This window comes from Sphingomonas sp. (assembly GCA_019635535.1).
Classification (GTDB): Bacteria; Pseudomonadota; Alphaproteobacteria; order Sphingomonadales; family Sphingomonadaceae; genus Allosphingosinicella.
Map to the genome: position 1 here is coordinate 1,902,598 of JAHBZH010000001.1, position 18,928 is coordinate 1,921,525.

Below are 18,928 nucleotides of genomic sequence, written 5' to 3' on the forward strand. Positions count from 1 at the left end.
CGACTCTCCATGTCGTCTCGGAGGAACCGCGCGGCCTTCATGCCATGCGGCGCCACGCACCGCTGGCTGGTCCCGGCCGGGCGCGGACGACGGCGAAGGCAGGTCTCCTGGCTCACGGCTCGGATGCTTCGTCATCCTTTGCGGATGGGAAGCTCGCCGCTTACAGTTGCGGGCACAGCGCCGGTTTCTCACCGGCTTCCCTTTTCACCGCCGTTTTGACAGGCGGCACCTTCACGGCGGGTGTCGTATTGCGGCGCAGCATGGCTTGTCAATCGCCGCCTCAACGGCTAGAGCGCGGGCTGCTTTTTCCAGAGGCTGGTCGGAACCAGCCAAAACCACGGAAGATCAATGATATGAAGACCGATACCCACCCCGATTACCACATGATCAAGGTGCAGATGACCGACGGCACCGTGTACGAGACTCGCTCCACCTGGGGCAAGGAAGGCGACACGCTGGCGCTCGAGATCGATCCCACCTCGCATCCGGCCTGGACCGGCGGCAACCAGAAGCTGCTCGACGCGGGCGGCCAGGTGGCGCGCTTCAACAAGCGCTTCGGCGGTCTTACCCTCGGCAAGAAGTAAGTGGCCGGGCGCGTCGCGCCGGTCATCGAAACGGATCGCCTGATCCTGCGCCCGTTCCGCGCGGGCGATCTCGACGCGCACGCGGCCGTGTTCGCCGATCCCGAAGCCTCGCGCTTTGTGGGGGGACAGCTGACCCGCGAACAGGCCTGGCGCGGCATGATGCTGCCGCCGGGCATGTGGGCGCTGGTCGGCTATGGCATCTGGGCGGTCGAGCGCAAACAGGACGGCTGCTGGATCGGCCAGGCCGGCTTCGGCGATTTCCAGCGGGAGATCGAACCGCGCCTTGGCGACTGGCCCGAAATGGCCTGGATCTTCGCCCCCGAAGTGCATGGCCAGGGCTATGCGGGCGAAGCGGTCGCCGCCGCCATCGCCTGGGGCGAACGGCATTTTCCGGGCAAGGATTTCAGCGCGATCATCGCACCGGAAAATCTGCCGTCGATCCGCCTCGCCGAGCGGTTCGGCTTCGAGCTGCGGCACGAGACGACCTACAAGGGCGAACCGATCCTGATCTTCATCCGGCCGACGCGCGGCGCTTAGCCTTCGCCCAGTTTCGGGCTGCCGCGTTCCGTCACCTGCCGTTTCCCGTCGATCACGATGGGGGAGGCGACGCCCGGCACGCCGTCCGCGTCGATCTTCATGCCGCGCGCGATTACCTGGGGGTCGGCGAAGACCTGTGCGACATCGTTGATCGGTCCGCCGGGAATGCCGCCGGCCGCCAGAGCCGCGAGGAATTCGTCCCGCCCGCGCAAAGCGATGAGCGGCGCCAGCTCGCTCTCCAGCGCCCCGCGGTTGCGCACCCGATCGGCATTGGTCGCGAAGCGCACATCCTCGCCCAGCTCCGGCCGGCCGAGCAGAGTGCACAGCCGCCGATATTGCCCGTCATTGCCGACCGCGACGATGACATGGCCGTCGGCGACCGCGAAGGTCTGGTAGGGCGCGATATTGGGGTGGGCATTGCCCATGCGATGCGGCGCCCGGCCGCCGATCAGATAGTTCATCGCCTGATTGGCGAGAACGGCGACCTGCACGTCGAGCAACGCCATGTCGATATGGCAGCCCGCGCCGGTCGCCTCCCGCCCATGCAGCGCGGCCAGAATGGCATTGGATGCATAGACGCCCGTGAAGATGTCCGCGAAGGCGACACCGATCTTCTGCGGTTCGCCGTCCGGATCGCCGGTCAGGTCCATGATCCCGCCCATGCCCTGAACCATGAAATCGTAGCCGGCGCGCGCCGCATAGGGCCCATCCTGCCCGAAGCCGGTGATCGAACAGTAGATGAGGCGCGGGTTGAGCGCCGACAGGCTGGCATAGTCCAAGCCATATTTGGCCAGCCCGCCCACCTTGAAATTCTCGATCAGCACGTCGGCGTCGCGGACGAGGTCGCGCACCCGTGCCTGGCCCTCGGGGCTCTCCAGATCGATGGCGACCGAGGTCTTGCCCCGGTTGCAGCTGTGGAAATAGGCGGCCGCGCCGTCGTCGGCGAAAGGCGGGCCCCAGCCGCGCGTGTCGTCGCCGGCGCCCGGCCGCTCGACCTTGACCACCTCCGCGCCGAGATCGGCGAGCAGCTGCCCGGCCCATGGGCCCGCGAGGATGCGCGCCAGCTCGACGACCTTCAGTCCGGCGAGCGGCTTGTCCATCAGAAGGCCGCCAGCCCCGTGATCGCGCGGCCGAGGATCAGCGCATGGACGTCATGCGTGCCCTCATAGGTGTTGACCGTCTCGAGATTCGACGCATGGCGCATGACGTGGAATTCGGCGGAGATGCCGTTGCCGCCGTGCATGTCCCGCGCCGTGCGCGCGATGGCGAGCGCCTTGCCGCAATTGTTGCGCTTGATCAGGCTGATCGTCTCGGGGATCAGCTCGCCCTCGTCGAGCCGTCGCCCGACCCGCAGCGCCGCCTGCAGCCCCAGCGTGATCTCGGTCGCCATGTCCGCCAGCTTCAGTTGCACGAGCTGGGTCGCGGCGAGCGGCCGATCGAATTGCTTGCGTTCCAGCGTGTAGAGGCGCGCCGCATGGAAACAGGCCTCGGCCGCGCCCATCGCGCCCCAGCCGATGCCGTAGCGCGCCCGGTTGAGGCAGCCGAACGGCCCGGCCAGCCCCTGCGCATGAGGCAACAGATTCTCCTCCGGCACCTCGACCCCGTCCATCACGATCTCGCCGGTGATCGAGGCGCGCAAGCTGAGCTTGCCCTCGATCTTCGGCGCGCTGAGGCCCTTCATGCCCTTTTCCAGGATGAAGCCCCGGATCTTGCCGTCATGCGCATCCGATTTCGCCCAGACGACGAACACGTCGGCAATCGGCGAATTGGTGATCCACATCTTCGCGCCGGACAGCAGATAGCCGCCGTCCACCTGCTTCGCCCGAGTCCGCATCGATCCGGGATCGGAGCCGGCATCCGGCTCGGTCAGGCCGAAACAGCCGACCCATTCGCCGCTGGCGAGCCTGGGGAGATATCTCTTCCGCTGCTCTTCAGACCCGTAGGCGTTGATCGGATGCATCACCAGGCTGGACTGGACCGACATCGCGGAGCGATAGCCGCTGTCCACCCGCTCCACCGCCCGCGCGATCAGCCCGTAGCTCACATAATTGAGCCCAGCGCCGCCATATTCGGGCGCGATCGTCGCGCCGAGCAGGCCGAGCGCGCCGAGCTCGTTCATGATCTCCCGGTCGAACCGCTCGTCCAGATAGGCGCTGGTCACGCGCGGCAGCAGCTTGTCCTGCGCGAAAGCCTCGGCGGTGTCGCGCACCATCCGCTCTTCGTCGGAAAGCTGCGCATCGAGCGCGAACGGATCGGTCCAGTCGAAGGGCAGGGGCTTGGGATCGGCCATTTCTTCCTCGTCTTTGTCTGTCCGCCGACTAGCCGCTCCGGCGACACGAGGGAAGGGCGGCGGCTTATGTCTTTATGTCGGTCGCCGCGCTTCCTATCTCGTGGGCAAGCGCGACGGGATGGTTAGCCCGCTCGCATGCGGAGAATGATCATGAACAAGGCGATCCTCGGCCGCTTCGGCAACACGTCCGGACATTGGGTGGGCGACGGCTTTCCCGTCCGCTCGCTCTTTTCCTACAATGAGCAGGGCAAGGACATCAGCCCGTTCCTGCTGCTCGATTATGGCGGGCCGTTCGTCTTCGCGCCGGCGATGAAGCCGCGCGGCGTCGGCCAGCACCCGCATCGCGGGTTCGAAACCGTGACGATCGTCTATGACGGCGAGGTCGAGCATCGCGATTCCGCCGGCAATGGCGGCATCATCGGTCCCGGCGACGTCCAGTGGATGACGGCGGCGGGCGGCATCGTCCATGAGGAATTCCATTCGAAGGCCTTCACCAGGACAGGCGGACCGTTCCGGATGGTGCAGCTCTGGGTGAACCTGCCGGCCGCCGACAAGATGGCGCCGGCCGGCTATCAGGGCATCCTCGACGCGGACATTCCCGCGGTCGCGCTGCCCGGCGATGCCGGCCGGGTGCGGGTGATCGCGGGCGCGCATGACGGCACGAGCGGGCCCGCGCGCACCTTCACGCCGATCAACGTCTGGGACGTGCGGCTGAACCGCGACGCCGACCTCTCCCTGGCCTTGCCGGAGGGGCACAATGCGATGCTGGTCGTCCTGTCCGGCCATGTCACCGTCAACGGCACGCAGCAGGCCGGCGAGGCGGAGGTCGTGCAGCTCAGCCGGGAAGGCGGCGGCGTCGACATCCGCGCCGACGGCGATTCCACCCTGCTGGTCCTCACCGGCGAGCCGATCGACGAGCCGATCTTCGGCTACGGCCCGTTCGTGATGAACAGCGAAGCGGAAATCCGCCAGGCGATCGACGACTATAATAGCGGCCGCTTCGGCACGATGGCCGCGTGAAATGGGAGCGGCTCGACCTCCGGGTCGAGCCGCATCCCTGTTCATCACCTTCGAAGTGGCGGATGGGGTGGGATTCGAACCCACGGTGAGCTTGCACCCACGCCGGTTTTCAAGACCGGTGCCTTAAACCGCTCGGCCACCCATCCGCACCTTTTGCCGCATAGCGGCGGCGCGACAATCCGTGCAAGCGGCGGGGCTTTCGGACCTTTCGCCATCATGCGCGCCCGTGCCATATAGGCAACAAGCGGAAGAGGGCGATGTGATGCGTATCAAGACGATCCTGACGGCGGCGATCCTGAGCGCGGGGCTGTCGCTGGCGGGGCCGCAGGTCCCGGCGCTGGCGCAGGGGAGCGGGCTCAGTCAGGCCGGCTTCGAAGCCTATCTCCCGAACCTGCGGGCCGAAGCGCAGCGGGCCGGAATCAGCCGCGCGACGATCGACCGGGTGTTCGGCGATCTCACCTTCTCCCCGCGCACGATCGAGCTGGATCGCGCCCAGCCCGGCGGCACCGGCGGCTCGAGCGCGGCGCCGCCCTTCGCGCCCTATCGCGCCCGTCACGTCGTCCAGAGCCGGATCGACCGCGGCCGCGAGCGCCTCGCCGCCAATATCAGCCGGCTGAACGAGATCGGCCGGCGCTATGGCGTTCCCCCCGAGGTGCTGGTCGCCATCTGGGGCAAGGAATCGAGCTATGGCAGCGTGATGGGCGATTTCGATCTGCTCAACAGCCTGGCCAGCCTCGCTTACGAAGGGCGTCGGCGCGAGCTCTTCACCCGCGAATTCGTCGCCACCTTGCAGATGATGGACCGGGGCTTCCCGCGCTCGGCGCTGAAGGGGAGCTGGGCGGGCGCCACCGGCCAGTCGCAATTCCTGCCTTCGGTCTATATCCGCCTCGCTGTGGACGGCGACGGGGACGGGCGCGCCGACATCTGGGGCAGCCAGGTCGATGCGCTGGCCTCGATCGCCAATTATCTGCGCAATGCCGGCTGGCGGCCCGGCCAGCCCTGGGGCGTCGCCGCGACCGTTCCGGCGGGACTCAACCGCGCGGGCATCGCCAACCGGCTGCGCGCACCGCGCTGCCCGGCCGTCCATGCCCGGCACAGCCGCTGGATGACGGTCGCCGAATGGCGCCGGCTCGGCGTGGTGCCGCAGCGCGGCATCCCCGACGATGCGATGGCCTCGCTGCTGGAGCCGGACGGGCCGGGCAACACCGCTTATCTGCTCACCACCAATTACCGGACGATCCTCGACTATAATTGCTCGAACTTCTACGCGCTGACCGTCGGCCTGCTCGCCGATTCGATCGGCCGCTAATCATTCCGTCTGCGAGAGTGTGACTGAACAATGATACGCAAGACTTTCATTCCCTTGGTTTTAATCGCCACACTGGGTCTGCCGGCCACGGCCGCGGCACCGCCTTTCGATACGGCCGCGCCGATCGCCTACATGATCGACCTGTCGTCAGGCGCGATGCTCTACGCCAAGGACGAAAATCGTCGCATCCCGCCCGCCTCGATGGCGAAGATGATGACGACCCATGTCGCCTTCGATCTGATCGGGAAGGGCGAGCTCGATCCCGAGCGGATGTGCACGGTGCGCCCGGAAACCTGGCAGCGTTGGCACGGGCCGCAGGCCGGCTCGACCATGTTCCTTTCGCCAGGCGAGCAGGTGAGCGTCAGCAATCTGCTGCACGGCATCGTCACTCTGTCGGGCAACGACGCGACGGTGGTGCTCGCCGAGTGCATTTCGGGCACGGAGGCCGCCTTCGTCGCGCTGATGAACCGCGAATCGCAGGCGATGGGCCTGGCCAATTCCCATTGGGGCAATCCGGTCGGCTGGCCGGACAATGGCGTCACCTACACCACCGCGCGCGATCTCGCGACCATGGCCGCCGTCACCATTCGCGAGCATCCCGAGCTTTATCGCGAATATTATGGCATGCGCGAATTCACCTGGGGCCGCACGATGGGCGCGGGCCAGCCGATCACCCAGGCCAACCGCAACCCGCTGCTCGGCCGGATTGACGGCGCCGACGGGCTCAAGACCGGCCACACGCAGGAAGCCGGCTTCGGCTTCACCGGCTCGGCCGAACAGAACGGCCGGCGGATCGTCATGGTCGTCGCGGGGCTGACCGGCTTCAATCAGCGGATCGAGGAATCGGTGCGCTTCATGGACTGGGGCTTTCGCGCCTGGCAATCGCGTCCGGTCCTGCGCCAGGGGCAGCGGATCGGCGAGGCGCGGGTGCAGCTCGGCGGCGCGTCCAGCGTCGGCCTGGTCGCGCCGCGCGATCTCGCCGTGACCTATCCCGCCGGCATGGGCCGTAACGTCAGCGCGCGGATCGTCTATGAAGGGCCGGTGCGCGCGCCGATCGAGCAGGGGCAGCATATCGCCGATCTCGTCGTCCAGGTCGGCGACATGCCGGCGACGACGACGCCCCTGGTCGCCGAGGCGGCGGTGGGCGAGGCCGGCTTCTTCCGGCGGATGTGGACCGGCCTCAAGGGCCTCATCGGTCTGGCGTGACGGCGCGTTTCGTCACGCTCGAAGGCGGGGAGGGGGTCGGCAAGTCCACCCAGCTCAGGGCGCTGGCCACGGCGTTGCGCGGACGGGGCCTCGACGTGCTCGAAACCCGCGAGCCGGGCGGCAGCCCGGGCGCCGAGGCGATCCGCAAGCTGCTGCTCGACGGCACCGAGGAACGCTGGCTTCCCGAGGCCGAGGCGCTGCTCTTCGCCGCCGCGCGCTCGGACCATGTCGCCCGCACCATCCGTCCGGCGCTCGGTGCCGGCAAATGGGTGCTGTGCGATCGCTTCCTCGACAGCTCGATCGCCTATCAGGGCGGCGCCGGCGAGCTCGGCTTCGAGGCCATCCGCGCGCTGCATGAGGTGGGCAGCAACGGCTTCCTGCCCGATCGCACCCTGCTGTTGCGGCTCGACGAGGGCGAAGCGGGGCGCCGCGCCGCCGCGCGCGACCAGGGCAGCGCGGACCTGATCGGCGCGCGCACCGACAGCTATCACCGCGCCGTCGTCGCCGCTTTCGATCGTCTCGCCGCCGAAAGCCCGGAGCGCTTCCGTATCGTCGATGCCGCCGGCGCGCCGGACGAGGTGACGGCGCGTCTCCTCGCCGCGCTGGAGGATCTGCTGTGACCGCCCTGTTCGGCCATGACGCGGCGGTTGCCGCCTTTCGCGCCGCGCTCGATTCCGGGCGCCTCCATCACGCCTGGCTGATCGCCGGGCCGGAAGGGGTGGGGAAGGGCAGCTTCGCCCGCGCCGCCGCCCGGCGCCTGCTCGCCGACGCCGCCGGCCCGCCGGTGCAGGCACCGGGGCTGGCGGTCGAGCCCGGCCATCCCACCGCGCGCCTGTTCGAATCCGGCGGCCATCCGGATTGGCGACTGGTCGAGCGCGAGGTCTGGAAGGGCGACCATATCGTCCCCAGGCATGAGCGGACCGGCAGCGAGGAGCTGGCACGCGGCATCAAGGTCCGCCAGATTCGGATGCTCGATCCGTTCCTGATGGTCCGGCCCACCATGTCGCGGGCGCGGGCGATCGTGATCGACGCGGTGGACGATTTCGAGCCCGGCGCGGCAAATGCGCTGCTGAAGGTGCTGGAGGAGCCGCCGGCGGATACGATCTTCCTGCTCGTCAGCCATGCGCCGGAACGCCTCCTGCCCACCGTGCGCTCGCGCTGCCGGCTCATGCGGCTCGGCAAGCTGGACGATGACGCCATGACGTCGGCCCTGCGCGCGGCGCTGCCCGATGCCGACGAGACGGAGATCGCCGCCCTGGTCGCGGCCGGGGACGGGGCGCCGGGCCGGGCGATCGACTGGCGCGGGCTCGACATCGCCGCTTTGGACCGGGAGCTGCTGGCGATCGTGCGAGAGGGCGATCCGGTCAATGCGCGTCGCTCGGCGCTGGCCCAGGCATTGTCCGCCAAGGCCGCCCAGCCACGCTACGAAGCCTTTCTGGCCCGCTTGCCCTCGCTGATCGCGGCAGAGGCGCGTACACGCAGCGGCCCGGCGCTGGCCGAGGCGCTGGCGCTCTGGGAACGGGCCGGCGCGCTCGCCGTCGCGGCGCGGCGCCTGTCGCTCGATCCGCAGAGCACTGTGTTCGAGCTGGCGGGGATGCTGGCCGCGCTCGCGCCGGAGCAGGGCCGGCGCGCCGCTTGACAGGGCTTTATCGCGCCCGGCAACCCCGCTAGGCGCTATGGCGATGCCAAAGCCTTTCTACATCACCACCGCGATCAGCTATCCGAACGGCAAGCCGCATATCGGCCATGCCTATGAGGCGATCGCGACCGACGCGATCGCGCGTTTCCAGCGGCTGAAGGGCCGCGACGTCTTCTTCCTGACCGGCACCGACGAGCATGGCCTGAAAATGGCCCAGGCGGCGCGCGAGCGGGATACCACGCCCGCCGCACTGGCCGAGGAAATGTCGTCTCATTTCCGTGCGATGGATGAGCGGCTGAACATCTCGTTCGATCGTTTCATCCGGACGACCGAGCTGGCCCATCACAAGGCCAGCCAGGCGATCTGGCAGGCGATGGCCGACAATGGGGACATCTATCTCGATCGCTACGAGGGTTGGTATTCGGTCCGCGACGAGGCTTATTACGACGAGAAGGAGCTCGTCACCGCGGATACCGGCGAGCGCCTGTCCCCGCAGGGGACGCTCGTCGAATGGACGGTCGAGGAAAGCTGGTTCTTCCGGCTGTCCGCCTATCAGGACCGGCTGCTCGCTTATTATCGCGACCATCCCGATTTCATCCGACCGGAAAGCCGCCGCAACGAGGTGATGCGTTTCGTCGAGGGCGGCCTGTCCGATCTCTCCATCTCGCGCACCAGCTTCGACTGGGGCGTGAAGGTGCCGGGCAGCGACGATCATGTCATGTATGTCTGGGTCGATGCGCTGACCAATTACCTGACCGGCGCGGGCTATCCGGACGATGCCGAGCGCTTCGCCCGCTACTGGCCGGCCGACGTCCATATCATCGGCAAGGACATCATCCGTTTCCACGCCGTCTATTGGCCGGCCTTCCTGATGTCGGCGGGCATCGAACTGCCGAAACAGGTGTTCGGCCACGGTTTCCTGCTCCACCGGGGCGAGAAGATGTCGAAGAGCCTCGGCAATGTCGTCGATCCGATCGATCTGGTCGATGCGTTCGGCGTCGATCAGCTCCGCTATTTCCTGCTGCGCGAGGTCACGTTCGGCCAGGATGGCGGCTACAGCGCCGAGGCGATCGTCGCCAAGGTCAATGCCGATCTGGCGAACAGCTTCGGCAATCTGGTGCAGCGGACTTTCTCATTCATTTCAAGAAATTGTGACGGAACTCTCCCGCATGGCGGCAAACCTGCCCCGGTCGATGCCGCCTTGCTGAAGGCGGTGCGCGACGCGGTGGCGCGCGAATTGCCGGAGCAGTTCGAGGCGCTGGCGCTGGCGCAGGGGATCGAGGCCTGGCTGCGCGCCGTCTTCGCCTGCAACCAATATATCGATGCCGAGGCGCCCTGGACGCTGAAGAAGACCGATCCGGAGCGGATGACCGCCGTGCTCGCCACGCTGTGCGCCGCGATCCGCGATCTCGCCATCGCGATCCAGCCGGTCATCCCGGCGTCGGCCGGCGCGGTGCTCGACATGATGGGCATTCCGGCCGGCGAACGCGATTTCGCCGCGCTCGCGGACGCGGAGGGCTATGCCCGCATCGCCGCGTCGGGCGCCACGCTGGTGCCGCCCAAACCTATCTTTCCCAGGCTGGAAGCGCCGGCGGAAAGCTGAGGACATGTTCGTCGATAGCCATTGCCACCTCAACTATAAGGGCCTGATCGAGGATCAGCCCGCCGTGCTGGCGCGGGCCCGGGCCGCCGGCGTCTCGCGGATGCTCAATATCTCGACGCGTTCGTCGGAGTGGGACGCGGTGATCGCGGTCGCCGAGCGCGAGGATGACGTCATGGCGTCGATCGGCATCCACCCGCACGAGGCGGACGCCCATCCGGACGTCGATACCGTCATGCTGGTCGAAAAGGCCAAGCATGCCAAGGTGATCGGCATCGGGGAAAGCGGCCTCGATTACTATTACGACCATTCGGACCGCGAACGGCAGCGGCGCAGCTTCCGCGCCCATATCGCCGCGTCGCGCGAGACCGGACTGCCGCTCATCGTCCACAGCCGCGATGCGGAGGAGGACACATACGAGATCCTCGCCGACGAGATGGGGAAGGGTCGCTATCCGGCGCTGATCCACTGTTTCACGGCGAGCCGGGATTTCGCCGACAAGGTGCTCGATCTCGGTCTTTATATCTCGATCTCGGGCATCGTGACGTTCAGGAACGCCCGCGATCTGCAGGAGGCGGCGCGCGCCATTCCCGCCGACCGGCTGCTGATCGAGACGGATTCGCCGTTCCTGGCGCCCGTGCCCCATCGCGGCAAGCCGTGCGAGCCGGCCTTCGTCGCGGACACGGCGCGCTTCCTCGCCGAGCTGCGCGGCGAGAGCGTCGAGCGGCTCGCCGAAACCACGACCGCCAATTTCCACGCCTTGTTCGCGAAGGCGATCTGATGTGGGTGCGGATCCTGGGCTGCGGCACCTCGTCCGGCGTGCCGCGGGTGGGGGACGATTGGGGCCAATGCGATCGGCATGAGCCGAAGAATCGCCGCCGCCGCGTCTCCATCCTGGTCGGTTACGGCAATGCCAGGATCCTGGTCGATACCAGCCCGGACCTGCGCGAGCAGCTCCTCGACGCGCGCGTGACCGATATCGAGGCGGTGGTGTGGACGCACGACCATGCCGATCATTGCCACGGCATCGACGATCTTCGGCAGCTCTATCATGCCCGCGGGCGGCCCGTGGCCGGCTATGCGCGCCCTTATGCGCTCGACAAGCTGAAGCGGCGCTTCGGCTATGCGTTCGAGGGGAAGGGCGGTTATCCGGCGGTCGTGACCGGCCATCTCCTCCCCGATCACATCAATCTGGGCGGCATTTCGATGCGCACGGTCGATCAGCCGCATGGCGAGATCACCAGTGCCGGGCTGCGCTTCGACGCGGGCGGGGTGTCGATCGGCTATTCCACCGATTTCAACAGCTTGACCGATCAGATGGCCTGTCTGTTCGAAGGCATCGACCTGTGGGTCGTCGATGCGCTGCGCCGCCGGCCGCATCCCACCCACGCCCATCTGGCGGACACGCTCGAATGGGTGCGCCAGCTCGGCGTCAAGCGCGCGGTGCTGACGCATATGGACAACAGCATGGATTACCGCACTCTGCTGGGCGAGCTGCCGCCGGGAGTCGAGCCCGGCTATGACGGAATGGAGGTGGAGCTGTGAACGGCGATCAGGCGGTCAGCGCCCTCTATCTGCTGCTCGTGCTCGTCCTGGTCGGCAGCGCGCTGATGGTACGGCGTATCCCGATCGCCGACGGGTTCAAGATGTTCGCCGGCTGGATCCTGATCTTCGCGGCGTTCTTCATCATCTTCACATTCAAGGACGAATTCCTCGTGCTTGGCGACCGGATGATGATCGAAGTACGCGGCGGTGCGGTCGAGCAGAAGGCAGGCGAAGGCGGCGAGTTGCGCGTCCGCCAGTCCGCCGATGGCCATTTCTGGGTCAATGCTGAGGTCAACGGCCGGTCGATGCGCTTCCTGATCGACAGCGGCGCCACGACGACCAGCCTGTCGCGTGCTTCCGCCCTGCGGGCCGGCGTCGAGCCGTCGGGGGGTTTCGGTGTGATGGTCCAGACAGCCAACGGCATGATCACCGTTGACCGCGGCCGCATCGAGAGCTTTCGCGTCGGATCGATTGAGCGTCGGAACCTGGCTGTGCACATTTCCGACGCGGCGCGGGACGACACGAACGTGATCGGCATGAACTTCCTGTCCTCCTTGTCCGCCTGGCGCGTAGAGGGGAGAATTCTGGTGCTGCGGACGTGACACGGTGGTGCTTTCCATGCTTCTCCCTGAGGGAGAGGTGAATATATTTTACATAATGTATATTATCGGACTTTATAATGCCTGAGAAAGAGGCCCCCCCCATCGCGCGGCTGCTGGCGATCATGGCGCGGCTGCGCGATCCGGCGACCGGCTGCGAATGGGACAGCGTCCAGACCTTCGAAACAATCGCGCCCTATACGCTCGAGGAAGCCTATGAGGTGGCCGACGCGATCGCGCGCGGCGATCTGGCGGACTTGAAGGACGAGCTTGGCGATCTGCTGCTTCAAGTCGTGTTTCACGCGCGCATGGCCGAAGAGCAAGGAAGCTTTGATTTTCAAGATGTTGTGACGGCGATTTCGGACAAGATGGAGCGCCGGCATCCGCATCTGTTCGGCCAGGCGGCCGAAGGCGGGCATCATATGTGGGAAGAGATCAAGGCAGAGGAGCGCGGAGCGAAGGTTGACAGGAGCGCGCTGGCCGGCATCGCTCTCGCCCTCCCCGCCCTGAAGCGCGCCGAGAAAATCCAGAAGCGCGCCGCGCGCGTCGGCTTCGACTGGCCGGACGCAGCCGGGCCGCGCGCCAAGATCGATGAGGAACTGGCGGAGATCGCGCAGGCCGAGAGCGACGCGGAGCGCGCCGCCGAAATCGGCGATCTGCTCTTTTCCGCGGTCAATTATGCCCGCCATCTCGGCGTCGATCCCGAAGCGGCCCTGCGCGATGCCAATGCGCGTTTCGAGCGGCGCTTTCGTAAAATGGAAGAAATAACTGATAAAACTATGAAAGATATGGATTTAGACCAGCTGGAATCGCTGTGGCAAGCCGCCAAGGCGAGGGTCTAGCCACGCTTTCAATGTAGGAAATCCTGTGTCACCCTGAACGGATGGCGCGGGATGCGGATCACTCCTTCGGCCTCGGCCGCTTCTTCCGGCTTTCGACGGTCGTGAACCCTGTTCGGGAGGGGCGGTGCCTCCCCCGCGTAGCGTCAGGTTCGTCAACTTCCAGCTCGGTCCCCACCCTGCTTGTGCAGGGCCCGGAATCGTTGCCAGTCGGCTTCGGAAAGGCGGACCACGAATCGGTTCTCCAGCCCTTCATAATCATGGCTCAGCACCTCGCCATTGGCGTGGAGCCAGGCGGCCAGCTCGCCGTCCGACGCCGGCACGACGATCGTGCGCGTTTGCGCGTCCTTGCGCAGCTTGGCGGAGAGCAGCGACAGGAGGTCGTCCGTCCCCGCCCCGGTCAAGGCGGATATCGCCGCAACATCCTCGCGCCGCGCCGCCTCGGCCTGCACCCGTTCGGCCCCTTCCCCGTCCAGCGCGTCGATCTTGTTCCACACCTCGATCCGCACCGACTCCCCCGCCCCGATCTCCGTCAGCACCGCTTCGACATCGGCGCACTGGGCGTCGCTGTCGGGATGGGAGATGTCGCGGACATGGACGATGAGATTCGCCGAGATCACCTCCTCCAGCGTCGCGCGGAACGCGGCGACGAGCTGGGTCGGCAGGTCGGAGATGAAGCCGACCGTGTCGGACAGGATCGCCTTGTCGAAGCCGGGCAAGGCGATCTCGCGCATCGTCGGATCGAGTGTCGCGAAGAGCAGATCCTCGGCCATCACCTCGGCGCGGGTCAGCCGGTTGAACAGGGTGGATTTGCCGGCATTGGTATAGCCGACCAGTGCGATCACCGGCCAGGGCGCGCGCTGCCGCCGGGCGCGATGCAGCGTGCGGGTGCGGGCGACCTGATCGAGCTCGCGCCGCAGCTTCGCCATCCGGTCGCGGATCATCCGCCGGTCGGCCTCGATCTGGGTCTCGCCGGGGCCGCCCAGGAAGCCGAAGCCGCCGCGCTGCCGCTCGAGGTGGGTCCAGGATCGCACCAGCCGCCCGGCCTGATAGTCGAGATGGGCGAGCTCGACCTGCAACCGCCCCTCCGCAGTCGCCGCCCGCTCGCCGAAAATCTCGAGGATGAGGCCGGTGCGGTCGATCACCTTGGCCTTGGTCCTGTCCTCCAGAGTCTTCTGCTGGACCGGTGTGATCGCGGCATCGACGATCAGCAGCTCGGCTTCGGCCTGCACGAGCGCCTCGGCGATTCGGTCGACCTGGCCCGACCCGAACAGGGTGGCCGGACGCGGAGCGCGCACCTTCAGGTGCAGCCGGTCCTCGACCGCGATGCCGATCGCTTCGGCCAGTCCCGCCGCCTCGTCCAGTCGTGCGGAGACATCGCGCCGCGCCTCGCCGCCCATGTCGGGCAATGCGATGACCGCCCGGGCGCCGCGCGCAAACTCTTCATCCGACCCCCGATTGAAAACGCTCAGGCGTCGCTCTCCTCGTCCTGCGATCCCGTCAGATCGACCGGGTTTTCGGGCTGTACGGTGGAGATGGCATGCTTGTAGACGAGCTGGCTGAGCCCGTCGCGTTCGAGCAGCATGCAGAACAGGTCGAAGGCCGCGACCTCCCCCTGGAGCATCACGCCGTTCACGAGGAACATGGTCACCGGCTCGCCCGATTTGCGCACGGCGGAGAGGAAAACCTCCTGCAGCAAAGTCGGGGCCTTCTTGCCCTGCTGCTCCTCGAACGCTTTCTGCAGCTCGGCGAGGTCGATCGGCTGGGCCGGCATGATCGTCGAGATCGCATGCTTGTAGATGAGTTGCGCCTGCCCGTCCCGGCGCAGCAGCACCGAGAAATTGTCGAACCAGGTGATGATCCCCTGCAGCTTGACGCCCTTCACCAGGAACATCGTCACCGGCGTCTTGCTGCGCCGCAGGCTGTTCAGGAACATGTCCTGGAGGTTGTTGACCTTGTCGGCCATATTCTTTCTCTCCCGGATCCGCCCCCAACGGACCTTGCTGTGTTGATTATCACGTCGCGGCGATACGCGCCACGCCGGGCGGTTACTGATCAGAACCCTCTCCGCGCGTATCACCAAGGCCGAGCGCCTTCAATTTCCGATGCAGCGCGGAACGCTCCATGCCGATAAAATTGGCGGTGCGCGAGATGTTGCCGGAAAAACGGCGAATCTGCACCTTGAGATATTCGCGCTCGAACGTCTCGCGCGCTTCGCGCAGGGGAGTTCCCATGATCGCCTTCACTGCCTCGCCCGGCGTGAGCTGCGCCTGATCGCTCAGGATTTCGGGTGGCAGCATGTCGATATCGATGCTGCCGATCCGCTCCCCGGGCGCGAGAATGATCGTCCGCTCGATGACATTGCGCAGCTGGCGGACATTGCCGGGCCAGTCATAGGTCTGCAGCGCCGCCATCGCATCGTCGGATATCGCCGGCGTCGCCACGCGCTGGTCGGATGCGTAGCGCGCCGCGAACTGGCTGACCAGCGCCGGAATGTCCTCACGCCGGTCGGCGAGCGCCGGCAGGTGCACCGGCACGACGTTGAGCCGGTAGTAGAGGTCTTCCCGGAAGCGGCCGGCGGCGATTTCGGCCGGCAGCTCGCGTGCAGTCGACGAAACGACGCGCATGTCGACCTTGACGGTCCGCTTGCCGCCGACCCGGGTGAAGCTCTGATCGGTCAGCACGCGCAGGATCTTGCCCTGCGTCGATACCGGCATGTCGGCGATTTCGTCCAGGAAGAGCGTGCCGCCATGCGCCTGTTCGAGCAGGCCCGGCCGAAAAAGCTCGCCCCCCTCCTCCACGCCGAACAATTCTTCCTCGACCCGTTCCGGCGTCATCCGCGCCGCGGTGACGACGATGAAGGGCGCGCGCGCGCGAGGGCTCCAATTGTGCATCAGTCGCGCCGCAACTTCCTTGCCGACGCCCGCCGGTCCGGAAATCAGTACGCGGCTGCCAGTCGCCGCCACGCGCTTGAGCGTCGCGCGCACATTGTTGATCGCCGCGCTGGCCCCGGTCAGTTCGGTTTCATGGCCGATCTGTTGGCGCAACGCTTCATTCTCGCGCTTAAGCCGTTCGGTTTCGGTGGCGCGCGTGACGAGGTGGACGAGGTGTCCGGCCTCGAACGGCTTTTCGATGAAGTCCACCGCCCCTTGCCGGATCGCTGCCACCGCGGTGTCGAGATTGCCGTGGCCCGAGATCATCAACACGGGCAGCGTGGGGTCACGTCGCTTGATTTCCTCGAGCAGTTGGAGTCCGTCCAGCTTGGATCCCTGCAACCAGACATCGAGCAATGCCAGCGAGGGCCGCCGATCGGCCAAGGCCTGCAGCGCTTCCATGCTGTTCGCCGCGGTGCGAGTCGAGAAGCCCTCGTCTTCCAGCACACCGGAAACGAGATCCCGAATGTCCTGTTCGTCATCGACGATGAGAATGTCCAAAGCCATATCAATCAGCCACTTGCCAAGCTATCTTCCGAATATCTGCTGGTCGTCACGCCGAGCCGCGCCAACGTGTCCACATCGAACTGGAGTCGCACCAGAGTGCCACCCCCCCCTGCGGCATCGGCGAACTCGATCTGGCCGAAATGCTCCTCGACGATTTTCTTGACGATGGCGAGGCCGAGCCCGGTACCCTTCGTGCGGGTCGTCATATAGGGTTCGGTGATGCGTCCTCGTTCGGCCGGCAAGCCGATACCGCTGTCGGCGATTTCGATCACCGCTCTTCCCTTCTCGACTCGCAGGGTCACTCCGATGCTGTCGCCGCCGGCTCTTTCTCCCTGCTCCTCGCGTCGCTGCTGAATGGCTTCGACACCGTTCTTGACGACGTTGGTCAGCGCCTGGCCGAGTAGCCGGCGATCGCAAACCAGCATGGGCGATGGGTCGGGTGCATCCAGCACGAAAGCGATGTCCGGGTGCGCGATCTCGTGGAGGAATAATGCCTGGCGCGCGACCTCGGTCAGCGGCTCTTCGCGGAAGGTTGGTTTGGGCATGCGCGCGAATGAAGAGAATTCGTCCACCATTCGCCTGAGATCGCCGACCTGGCGCACGATTGTGCCGGTCAGCCGTTCGAACGTCGCCGGATCGGACGTCACTTCGTCGGAATAGCGGCGCTGAAGGCGCTCGGCGGCGAGCTGGATCGGTGTCAACGGATTCTTTATCTCGTGCGCGATGCGCCGGGCGACGTCGGACCAGGCGGCGCGACGCTGATCGAGCAATTGCTCGGTGATGTCGTCGAAGGTGAGCACATGCCCCCCTTCGACCTTCACCGTCTTGAGCGCGAGCGTCCGCGGTTCACCGCCGGAGGAAAGCTGGATGACATCTTCGCGCTCCTCGGCGGCGAGCTGACGATCAAGCTCGGGCGCGAGATCGGCGAGCTTCTGGCCGACCGGACTTTTCCCGCCCGTCTTCAGCAGAGCCTCGGCCGAGCTGTTGATCAGCCTTACGACATGGTCGTCATCGACGGAGATGACGCCGGCCGTGACTCCCGAGAGCACGGCCTCGGTGAACGCGCGGCGGTTGTCGAGCTGGGCATTGGCGGCGACCAGCGCACCGGTCTGCTCCTCTATCTGCCGGGTCATCCGGTTGAAGGCGTTGCCAAGCGCTGCGATTTCGTCTCCGGTGTCGGATGGAGCCACCCGCGTGGACAGATCGCCTCCGGCAACGCGGCGCGCCGCATCGACGAGCTGGCCGACTGGACGGACCAGCCGATCGGCCAGCGTCAGCGCGATCCAGATCGCCAGCGCGACGATCAGCAGCGACAGCGCGAACAGGGCGACGTTGAAACGCAGCTGGAGATCACGCGACCGGTTGACCAGCGTCTCATAGTCCTGGAGCACGGCTCCGCCGCGCCGGAGCTGGCTCGCCAGCTCGGGTTCGAAGACCCTGGCAACATAGAGGTAGTTGCGCTCTCCGTACGGAAGGGCCACCACCGCCGCGAAGCGATCATTGTTGACGATCGGTACGGAACGGCCCGGCTGGATGCGCGCGAGAATCCGCGGATCGATGTCCCGGGCGAGATCCCGGTCATAGGGATTGACCAGCACCAGCGATTGAATGTTGTTGTCGGACGTCAGGCGGAACACCACCGCTTCGGACAGGTTGCGGACATAGAGCTGCCCCCCGATGGCCTGAGCGAAATTGATGCTGTCGATCGGGACTTCCTCGAGATATCCGGCAAGGTCGCCGCTCATGGTCAGCGCTTCAAGGCCGACGCGTTCCACTTCCCGATCGTAATTTTCCTGCGCCAGGCTGGCCGCGTTCTCCAACATCCCGCGCGCCCGGTCGGAGAACCAGAATTCGACGCCGTACTGGAAGAGCAGAGAAGCGAAAATCACCACCAGCAGCGTTGGTACGGCAGCAATGCCGGAGAAGATCGCGACGAGCCGAACGGGCAGCCGGCTCCTCATGCCGAGCCCGCTTCGTGCTGCGCGTCGCTTGGCGAGCCTTCGGGCGACGAGCACCATCAAGGCCATCGCCGGCACCAGGTTGGCCACCAGCAGAGTCGCGACCATCGCCGGCGTCAGTAAGGCGCCGGTCTCACCCTGTTGCCGGAATGTGAAATAGCTGATCGTCACTGTCGCGATCAGGGCGATCAGCGCCATCGCTTCGATCAGCGGAACGAAGGAACGACGGCGCAGCACAACCGCGAGGCGGCGCCGCCATCTGGCCCGGGCCCTGGAGGGAATCGCTGCGTCGGCGCTCACACTGAGGCTCTAGCACAACAATGTGGCCCAAAGAACACAGTCATTTTTCTGAAACCGCCTTC

General features: G+C 66.4%; 18 protein-coding genes, 1 tRNA gene and 1 riboswitch. Of the genes, 12 read left to right on the plus strand and 7 right to left on the minus strand.

The window, feature by feature from the left end:
• Positions 1–79 precede the first annotated feature (79 nt).
• A riboswitch (cobalamin riboswitch) is annotated at positions 80–248 on the minus strand.
• Between the two features lie 105 nt (positions 249–353).
• Positions 354–584: a 50S ribosomal protein L31 gene (gene rpmE, locus KF780_09740; GenBank protein MBX3562079.1), complete on the plus strand. Its 231-nt coding sequence runs from the start codon at positions 354–356 to the stop codon at positions 582–584.
• Positions 585–1,121, plus strand: a complete 537-nt coding sequence (locus KF780_09745) for a GNAT family N-acetyltransferase (GenBank protein ID MBX3562080.1) — start codon at positions 585–587, stop codon at positions 1,119–1,121.
• Here KF780_09745 and KF780_09750 read toward each other — a convergent pair.
• Positions 1,118–2,221, minus strand: coding sequence for a CoA transferase (locus tag KF780_09750; GenBank protein ID MBX3562081.1), 1,104 nt, complete (start codon positions 2,219–2,221; stop codon positions 1,118–1,120). The genes KF780_09745 and KF780_09750 overlap by 4 nt on opposite strands.
• The gene (locus tag KF780_09755; protein MBX3562082.1) at positions 2,221–3,411 is read right to left on the minus strand and encodes an acyl-CoA dehydrogenase; all 1,191 of its coding nucleotides are present in this window, start codon (positions 3,409–3,411) and stop codon (positions 2,221–2,223) included. The genes KF780_09750 and KF780_09755 overlap by 1 nt, the downstream gene beginning before the upstream one ends.
• A 150-nt stretch (positions 3,412–3,561) precedes the next feature.
• Between KF780_09755 and KF780_09760 the strand changes: the two genes are divergently transcribed.
• Positions 3,562–4,431 carry a pirin family protein gene (locus tag KF780_09760; GenBank protein ID MBX3562083.1) on the plus strand — a complete coding sequence of 290 codons (870 nt, stop codon included), beginning with the start codon at positions 3,562–3,564 and terminating at the stop codon, positions 4,429–4,431.
• 56 nt (positions 4,432–4,487) lie between these two features.
• Here KF780_09760 and KF780_09765 read toward each other — a convergent pair.
• Positions 4,488–4,577 (minus strand) — tRNA-Ser (locus KF780_09765).
• 116 nt (positions 4,578–4,693) lie between these two features.
• On the opposite strand from KF780_09765, the gene KF780_09770 reads away from it, so the two are divergent.
• The 9 genes from KF780_09770 (at position 4,694) to mazG (ending at position 13,171) form a co-directional block, all read left to right on the plus strand.
• Positions 4,694–5,740, plus strand: coding sequence for a lytic murein transglycosylase (locus KF780_09770; GenBank protein MBX3562084.1), 1,047 nt, complete (start codon positions 4,694–4,696; stop codon positions 5,738–5,740).
• Positions 5,741–5,770: 30 nt separating this feature from the next.
• Positions 5,771–6,946, plus strand: coding sequence for a D-alanyl-D-alanine carboxypeptidase (locus tag KF780_09775; GenBank protein ID MBX3562085.1), 1,176 nt, complete (start codon positions 5,771–5,773; stop codon positions 6,944–6,946).
• Positions 6,943–7,566 (plus strand): dTMP kinase, encoded by a 624-nt coding sequence (tmk, locus tag KF780_09780; GenBank protein ID MBX3562086.1) that lies wholly within the window; start codon positions 6,943–6,945, stop codon positions 7,564–7,566. The genes KF780_09775 and tmk overlap by 4 nt, the downstream gene beginning before the upstream one ends.
• Positions 7,563–8,585 (plus strand): DNA polymerase III subunit delta', encoded by a 1,023-nt coding sequence (locus tag KF780_09785; protein MBX3562087.1) that lies wholly within the window; start codon positions 7,563–7,565, stop codon positions 8,583–8,585. Before tmk ends, KF780_09785 begins: the two co-directional genes overlap by 4 nt.
• A 43-nt stretch (positions 8,586–8,628) precedes the next feature.
• On the plus strand, positions 8,629–10,188 hold the full coding sequence (metG, locus tag KF780_09790; protein ID MBX3562088.1) for a methionine--tRNA ligase: 1,560 nt from the start codon (positions 8,629–8,631) through the stop codon (positions 10,186–10,188).
• Between the two features lie 4 nt (positions 10,189–10,192).
• Positions 10,193–10,966 (plus strand): TatD family hydrolase, encoded by a 774-nt coding sequence (locus KF780_09795; GenBank protein ID MBX3562089.1) that lies wholly within the window; start codon positions 10,193–10,195, stop codon positions 10,964–10,966.
• Complete coding sequence (locus KF780_09800) at positions 10,966–11,730, plus strand: MBL fold metallo-hydrolase (protein ID MBX3562090.1); 765 nt, start codon at positions 10,966–10,968, stop codon at positions 11,728–11,730. The genes KF780_09795 and KF780_09800 overlap by 1 nt, the downstream gene beginning before the upstream one ends.
• Positions 11,727–12,332, plus strand: a complete 606-nt coding sequence (locus KF780_09805; protein ID MBX3562091.1) for a TIGR02281 family clan AA aspartic protease — start codon at positions 11,727–11,729, stop codon at positions 12,330–12,332. The genes KF780_09800 and KF780_09805 overlap by 4 nt, the downstream gene beginning before the upstream one ends.
• A 77-nt stretch (positions 12,333–12,409) precedes the next feature.
• Positions 12,410–13,171 carry a nucleoside triphosphate pyrophosphohydrolase gene (mazG, locus tag KF780_09810; protein MBX3562092.1) on the plus strand — a complete coding sequence of 254 codons (762 nt, stop codon included), beginning with the start codon at positions 12,410–12,412 and terminating at the stop codon, positions 13,169–13,171.
• 152 nt (positions 13,172–13,323) lie between these two features.
• On the opposite strand, the gene hflX is transcribed toward mazG, so the two are convergent.
• The 4 genes from hflX to KF780_09830 all read right to left on the minus strand — a co-directional run bounded on the left by hflX (position 13,324) and on the right by KF780_09830 (position 18,764).
• Positions 13,324–14,640: a GTPase HflX gene (gene hflX / locus KF780_09815; protein ID MBX3562093.1), complete on the minus strand. Its 1,317-nt coding sequence runs from the start codon at positions 14,638–14,640 to the stop codon at positions 13,324–13,326.
• Positions 14,637–15,134 carry an RNA chaperone Hfq gene (hfq, locus tag KF780_09820; GenBank protein MBX3562094.1) on the minus strand — a complete coding sequence of 166 codons (498 nt, stop codon included), beginning with the start codon at positions 15,132–15,134 and terminating at the stop codon, positions 14,637–14,639. Before hfq ends, hflX begins: the two co-directional genes overlap by 4 nt.
• An 82-nt stretch (positions 15,135–15,216) precedes the next feature.
• Positions 15,217–16,608, minus strand: coding sequence for a sigma-54-dependent Fis family transcriptional regulator (locus KF780_09825; protein MBX3562095.1), 1,392 nt, complete (start codon positions 16,606–16,608; stop codon positions 15,217–15,219).
• Between the two features lie 5 nt (positions 16,609–16,613).
• A complete protein-coding gene (locus KF780_09830) occupies positions 16,614–18,764 on the minus strand; it encodes a HAMP domain-containing protein (protein ID MBX3562096.1) in 2,151 nt (716 codons plus the stop codon).
• Positions 18,765–18,928: the final 164 nt, after the last annotated feature.

Coding starts and splice junctions, on each gene's coding strand:
- rpmE (MBX3562079.1), top strand. CDS start 354: ATGAAGACCGATACCCACCCCGATTACCACATGATCAAGGTGCAGATG.
- KF780_09750 (MBX3562081.1), bottom strand. CDS start 2,221: ATGGACAAGCCGCTCGCCGGACTGAAGGTCGTCGAGCTGGCGCGCATC.
- KF780_09755 (MBX3562082.1), bottom strand. CDS start 3,411: ATGGCCGATCCCAAGCCCCTGCCCTTCGACTGGACCGATCCGTTCGCG.
- KF780_09760 (MBX3562083.1), top strand. CDS start 3,562: ATGAACAAGGCGATCCTCGGCCGCTTCGGCAACACGTCCGGACATTGG.
- KF780_09770 (MBX3562084.1), top strand. CDS start 4,694: ATGCGTATCAAGACGATCCTGACGGCGGCGATCCTGAGCGCGGGGCTG.
- KF780_09775 (MBX3562085.1), top strand. CDS start 5,771: ATGATACGCAAGACTTTCATTCCCTTGGTTTTAATCGCCACACTGGGT.
- metG (MBX3562088.1), top strand. CDS start 8,629: ATGCCAAAGCCTTTCTACATCACCACCGCGATCAGCTATCCGAACGGC.
- KF780_09795 (MBX3562089.1), top strand. CDS start 10,193: ATGTTCGTCGATAGCCATTGCCACCTCAACTATAAGGGCCTGATCGAG.
- KF780_09800 (MBX3562090.1), top strand. CDS start 10,966: ATGTGGGTGCGGATCCTGGGCTGCGGCACCTCGTCCGGCGTGCCGCGG.
- mazG (MBX3562092.1), top strand. CDS start 12,410: ATGCCTGAGAAAGAGGCCCCCCCCATCGCGCGGCTGCTGGCGATCATG.
- hfq (MBX3562094.1), bottom strand. CDS start 15,134: ATGGCCGACAAGGTCAACAACCTCCAGGACATGTTCCTGAACAGCCTG.
- KF780_09825 (MBX3562095.1), bottom strand. CDS start 16,608: ATGGCTTTGGACATTCTCATCGTCGATGACGAACAGGACATTCGGGAT.
- KF780_09830 (MBX3562096.1), bottom strand. CDS start 18,764: ATGGCGCTGATCGCCCTGATCGCGACAGTGACGATCAGCTATTTCACA.